General features: G+C 66.1%; 2 protein-coding genes. Both read right to left on the reverse strand.

What is annotated here, in order from left to right; translation table 11 throughout:
- The coding region (locus EOA29_RS36265; protein WP_145970040.1) for a phosphatase PAP2 family protein at positions 1-938 on the reverse strand (938 nt) is incomplete at its 3' end.
- A gap of 75 nt (positions 939-1,013) precedes the next feature.
- A partial coding sequence (locus EOA29_RS36270; RefSeq protein ID WP_189479111.1) for a class I SAM-dependent methyltransferase family protein occupies positions 1,014-1,483 on the reverse strand: 470 nt, incomplete at its 5' end.

Below are 1,483 nucleotides of genomic sequence, written 5' to 3' on the forward strand. Positions count from 1 at the left end.
GGATCAATGTCCTGGCCTGGACGCGCAAGCCGGTAAGGCCACAGCAGGATGCGGCTCGCCAGCGAAACCTGGCCGTCCGCCGTCTTCTGGAACACTTTCGCGCCGGCCCCGGCATAGGCGAAGGCGACGATGGCCAGCGCCAGCGCCGGCCACAAAAGGACAAGCGCGATAGCGGAAAAGAAGACACCGATGGCAGCGCCGGCGAGAACGAGCGCGGCGCCCAGCGCGTAGCACAGCGAAAGCCGCCGTGCCTTGGCATCGGCGGTCAGGCGGAATCCGGCGAAGGGCATCTCGCCCTTGGCTGGAAAGAGCCACAACGCAAAGAAGCCGAGCAGCGCGCCGGTGGGGATGTCGATGAAATGGTGCTGCCAGGTCGTCAGCACCGAGGCGCCGATCAGGAAGCACCAGCCGTGCCAAAGCGCGAGCAGTGGGCCTCCTAGGCGCTGGCGCCAGTGATCCCAGATGATCACCAAAAGCGCGATGTGCAGCGATGGCGCCTGGTTGAACGGCTTGTCGAAACCGCCGAGCACGGCAAACAGGAAGCCGGGCAGGCCGCTCGTTGCCGGCCGCACGAAGGTGGCGGTCAGCGGAAACAGGATGAAGCAGGTGACGGCGACGACCTGCGCGGTGAGGTAGCGGCTGGCCAGCCGGTCGACGCCCTGCCGGCTGTCGTTGAGCAGGAGCGACAGCCCGTAGAACAGGTTGATCGACCAGTAGGGCACGATCGTCCAGGCGAGGAATGGAACATGGTGCTCCCAGGCGAACACGATGCTGCCGACATGCTCGCGCGTCGACGCCAGCCAGTTGGCGAAGCCGTAGGTCGAATAGAAGAGTGGCGCGAGCAACGTGAGCCAAAGCGCTGCCCGGACGACGACACGCCCATAGGGCTCGGCGGATGTGGAGACTGCAAGGCGCGGGGGCTCGGCACTGGTGGGCATGCGTGGGCGGTCCTAGAGCATGATGCCGAAAAGTGTGAAGCGGTTTTCGGACGACATCATGCTCTATCTCTTGATTTAAAGCCGCCTTGCCAACGAGACGGTGAAGATGCCCCATTGGTCGATGCGCTGGTCGAGCTTCTCGAAGCCGGCCGCCTCGACCAGCTGGTCCATCTCGCCTTGCGTGCGCCGCCGCATCACCCAGGCCTGGCCGCCGCGATGCGAGGTTAGGCTGCGCGCGATCATTTCGAGCTGCGGATGCCAGGGCTGGTTGGTGTAGATCAGCAGGCTGCCGGGCTGCATGGCGCGGGCAAGGCCGCCGAGCGAGCGCGCAATCAGCGCGTTGTCGGCGAAGAGTTCGTAAAGGCCGGAGACGATCGCGAGATCCGGCGCCGGGTCGAGCGCCGCCAGCCCGTCGCCGTCGAAGGCGTCGGCGCGCTGGAAAGACACGCTCGCCGGCAATCGCCGCTCGGCGATCAGCTTGCGTCCGAGCTCGACATTGAGGTCGGAATAGTCCCGCAGGCGCACGCTGGCCGGCTGCTCGGTGC

The sequence above is a fragment of the Mesorhizobium sp. M1E.F.Ca.ET.063.01.1.1 genome (genome assembly GCF_003998155.1).
Lineage (GTDB): Bacteria > Pseudomonadota > Alphaproteobacteria > Rhizobiales > Rhizobiaceae > Mesorhizobium.